This is a genomic window from Flavihumibacter sp. CACIAM 22H1 (assembly GCF_001601815.1).
Lineage (GTDB): Bacteria > Bacteroidota > Bacteroidia > Chitinophagales > Chitinophagaceae > Flavihumibacter.
This window is the reverse complement of the sequence record NZ_LUKG01000036.1, coordinates 17,266-21,403: the sequence shown is the minus strand read 5'-3', so window position 1 is coordinate 21,403 and position 4,138 is coordinate 17,266. Positions and strand designations below refer to the sequence as shown.

General features: G+C 48.1%; 3 protein-coding genes, 1 other RNA gene and 2 pseudogenes. 1 reads left to right on the top strand and 5 read right to left on the bottom strand.

What is annotated here, in order from left to right; genetic code table 11:
- Positions 1 to 66 precede the first annotated feature (66 nt).
- Entirely contained in the window at positions 67 to 360 is a 294-nt protein-coding gene (locus A1D16_RS11470) for a DNA-directed RNA polymerase subunit alpha C-terminal domain-containing protein (protein ID WP_290709557.1), read from the bottom strand.
- Positions 361 to 470: 110 nt separating this feature from the next.
- On the opposite strand from A1D16_RS11470, the pseudogene A1D16_RS11465 reads away from it, so the two are divergent.
- A pseudogene (locus tag A1D16_RS11465) lies at positions 471 to 1,412 on the top strand (helix-turn-helix domain-containing protein); the annotation flags it as partial.
- A 35-nt stretch (positions 1,413 to 1,447) separates the two neighbouring features.
- Here the strand turns inward: A1D16_RS11465 and rnpB are convergent.
- From rnpB to A1D16_RS11445, 4 genes and pseudogenes are all read right to left on the bottom strand, one after another.
- Positions 1,448 to 1,836: RNase P RNA component class A (gene rnpB / locus A1D16_RS11460), an RNA gene on the bottom strand.
- A 66-nt stretch (positions 1,837 to 1,902) separates the two neighbouring features.
- Complete coding sequence (locus A1D16_RS11455; RefSeq protein WP_290709555.1) at positions 1,903 to 3,003, bottom strand: DNA alkylation repair protein; 1,101 nt, start codon at positions 3,001 to 3,003, stop codon at positions 1,903 to 1,905.
- A gap of 45 nt (positions 3,004 to 3,048) precedes the next feature.
- A pseudogene (arfB, locus tag A1D16_RS11450) lies at positions 3,049 to 3,438 on the bottom strand (alternative ribosome rescue aminoacyl-tRNA hydrolase ArfB); the annotation flags it as partial.
- A gap of 66 nt (positions 3,439 to 3,504) precedes the next feature.
- Positions 3,505 to 4,138, bottom strand: a 634-nt coding sequence (locus A1D16_RS11445; protein WP_290709553.1) for a CPBP family intramembrane glutamic endopeptidase, incomplete at its 5' end; no start/stop codon positions are given.

Genomic DNA, 4,138 nt, shown 5'->3' with positions numbered 1-4,138 from the left:
ATACGAAGTAATAGCTACCGTGCCATCGGTTGCTATGCGCTGCAGCAAAAAGCAATTACCCGGCGGCTACTCTTCCTTGCGGAAATCTAATTTGTGTTCCTTTAATACCTGTTGCAGTGTAGGAAGGGACGAAGGACCAAAACCATGCAATTGCAGCAATTCTTTTTTGCTCCATTTTGCCAGTTCTGAAAGGGTATGAATGCCGGCAGCTTCCAGTGCTCTTCTTGCCGGGGCACTTACTACGGAAAGAAAACCATTCGCCGGTTTAAAGCCTGCTTCACAAACCGGGCAGGTTGGACAGCTACTGCTTTTAAAATAGCGGTGACCTTTTGCACATATCCGGGCGGTTGCTTTTGCCATAGTAAGCCAAAGTTGGTATTTAATTTGCAACTGGTTAGTTCTTAAATACGACAATAGCGTGGGTTGATTGCGACAGAAGAGGAAACTATATTTGTAAAAACGATTGGCTGATGAAACATGTATCCATCCTGATTCCGCAGGGCGATGTAAGCGTGGTAAATATTATGGGCAGTTACCAGGTGCTGGGTGCTGCCAATGAACAATACCAACGGCAACACCGAAAACCGCTTTTTGAAATTGATCTGGTTGGATTTGGGGCTGTTGGATCAGCAAAACCCGGAGCGGCGCAGATTATGCCTACCAAGTGGTGGAAAGAGGTACTGTTAACCGATTTGATTATTATTCCTGCTGTGCATGATGATCCTGCACTGGTAATCCGCGAAAATCAGGAACTGCTTCAATTTGTTACCCAACACTATAAAAACGGGGCAACCGTATCGTCGATGTGCATTGGCGCATACCTGCTGGCAGCGTCGGGTTTATTAAATGGAAAAAACTGTTCGGTGCATTGGCAACATGCGCCTTACCTGCAGGCGATGTTTCCGCAAGTGCAGGTAAAAGGGGAACGGCTTATCACTGATCAGCAAGGTATTATTACCAGTGGCGGGGCTTATGCATTTACGAACCTGTTGATTTACCTGGTTGAAAAATACGGGGGCCGTGAACTGGCTGTATTGATTTCGAAATTGTTTATGATAGATATTGATCGGAAATACCAGTCTGTTTATCAACTATTTGCCGGGCAAAAAGAACATCGGGATGAAACGGTTTTACAAGTGCAGGAATACATAGAGAATAATATTGGCGATAAATTCACGATCGATGAACTGGCGCAGAACCATAACCTGGTACGCCGTACATTAGAGCGGAGATTTCGTTCCGCAACAGGCAATTCTATCATTGAATACACGCAGAAAGTGCGCATGGAAGCCGCAAAAATAAACCTCGAAAAGGGGCGTAAAACAGTTAGTGAAGTAATGTACGATTGTGGTTATACCGATTCCAAAGCATTTCGGGATGTGTTTAAAAAATGCGTGGGTTTGAGCCCATTGGAATACCGGAAAAAATACATGATGGAAGTGGATAAAAAATCTTCTCTCCTGTAAGCCGGATTCTGTTTCCGCCGAGGTTTGCACCTTAGCGGATCGCTACCATTTATCTGGTCGCGCCATTACTGGCGAGATCTATCTGCCTACCCTCCGGCGTGTTCACATCGCTGTAAACTTGAACGGGCCGCTCTCGACCACCGGTATACATGGCATTTCAGCATACAAGGTTTACCCCCGTTGTCCATTACTGGAAAACGCTGTAGGCTCTTACCCTACATTTTCACCTTTTCCTCCTTAAGAGGTAGTTATTTTCTGTGGCACTGTCTGTGAATGGTTACCCATTCCCCGGCCGTTAGCCGGTGTATTGCCCTATGCTGTCCGGACTTTCCTCGATGCGCGTACGCACCGCGATAGCGCGGAGAGAAGGCTTCAAAGATAGGTATTTTAACGGGTAAGACGACGCTCCACCAACAGCAACCGACCCGATATACAATCAGACCGTGAGGCGGAAGTCCAGGGGCTCGCTTTCACGGCCATTCACGATAATGGATAACCGCTGTACACCGGAATAATAGACCCGGGTCGTAATCGGACGGAATGCATGATTCCGGGCAATATCAATTGCTGCACCCCCCGGCAGGGTGCGTTCACTTATCTTAAACACTTTTTTTCCATACCTGCCATTCTGACGAAGAAAATAGAGGGCGTATTCCAGGCGGGCTAAAACCGGTTGCTTACCTGTATTCGTTATCGTAAACCGGAAATCCAGGGTTTCACCCATGCGGAGTTTGCGGCGGTGCGTGAAACCGCTTAGTTCAAGCCGTTTAGCATCCAACCCAAATAGAGAAAGAACACCGCTATCGGCTTTCTTCAACAGGGTTCGGCAGGCATGTTTAATGAGGGCATCTGTTTCTGGCGATACCCCTTTCCAGGCGCGTGCTACCTCCAGTACAATAGCCGGATTATCCTTGGCGATATCGTTCAGGTGATTGGCTACGCTGCGCCTAACGTATTCGGAAGGATCATTGCGGAGATTTTCGAGCAGGGGAAGCACGGGACCTGGGTCTTGTTTAAATGCCGGCAAAGCAATAGCCCAGGGAAGGCGCGGTCGGCTACCTTCCGACGCTAAACGCCGAACATGGTGATTGCTATGGCGAGACCACCGGATCATCTGCTTTAACATGGGGCCAGGATAACGGATCAGGAAGGGGCGTACCGCAAATTCGCAACTGGTAATAGGTGTTATTTTTTCTAATAAGGGAACGGCCGCTTCATAGTGGTCTATTCCATAACGTTCTACATAATCGGGTAAAAACATGAGTGCCAGGCTGCCGCCCGGAACCTGTACCACCGATAATCGTTCGCAGAAAGCATGTAATAGGGGAGCTGCCTCCCGAAAATCTTTGGGCAGTTGAACATGTAGTACATCAGCGGTATGCCGCATTCGATCCTTCAGTTCTTTTTGTTTCCAATCAGGGGTGAAGATCTGTTGGTTGAAGGCCGTTGTTGAAAATTTAGGCAGTGTCTTTTTCAACTGCTTACCCAATTCCTCGTAAAAGGCCGCTGAATAAATATCCTTCAGTAAACTACTCATATGGCAAAATTAGTAGGGCTTTTGACAACGGTATGTCAGCAGGAACTACTCCCAGCTTCCCGGGCGGATTTTTTTTCGGTTAGCCTTTACTGTGGCTGCCTGCTTTTTGCTGTCTATTCGACGTTCCTGTGCAGCTTTGGAAACCCGGGTAGCAATCCGCACTTTCTTTTTAACCAGGGCTTTTTCCAGGAGGTCCTGGAATTTACGCAAAACCCGCTCCTTATTGCCCGATTGCGAACGCTCTTCCTGCGACTTAACCAATATGCTGCCGTCCTTATTGAGCAGGTGTTGCAGTTTATGCAAAATAAGGCTGCGTTGTTCCGCGGTAAGCGCTGCCGATTGTTCGGGCATCCAGCGCCCCTGTACCATGGTTTCCACCTTGTTCACATTCTGTCCGCCTTTTCCTCCGCTGCGTGCGGTTTGAAATTCAATTTCTTTGCTTATATCAGGTGCCATTCCGTAAAATTAATCTTAATCCGCAGGGCATCAAAACCGGGGCATTTATCGCTTATTGTAGAGCGCAATGGTGGCGGCCAGCTCCATCATCCAGGCCAGTCCGAGGTGAACCACGATACCGCCATAGATGGAGCCCGAATAACAGGCAAAAATACCCAGCAGCAATCCGCCAAAATAAGAAGAGATACATTCCAGCAGGGGTTTGCCGAAATGAATGGAACAATAAAATACCGCCATGGGCAGAATAGCTGCGGGCCCAATTAAACGGGCCAGTAATACCACCAGGAAACCCCGGAAAAATAATTCTATGGTTATAAAATCTGACCCATAAGCCAGTTGAAACGCTATTTTTTGCCAGCCGGAAGGAGGTGGCTGGGCCTGAAATTGCAGGAGTTTCATCTTGGGATAGGTTTGCAGAAAATCGGGTTGAGTGGCGGCAAAACTTACCAGCGGAACTACCACTGCCAGCATAATCAGGTAGGGTGTCCAGTTTACACCCCGGCTCCTGAACCCGGTTGCTGCTGCAAAATCTGCCAGCCATCCCCATTCTTTACCCGTTCCGTTGGAAAGCAGCCTGCTGGTACCTGCGAGGTTCAGTTGCTGAAGCAGCAGGTAAAGCAGGATGAGCATACTAACGGTAATTATCAGCCGAATAGGCCAGTTGCCCAATACCGTAAGC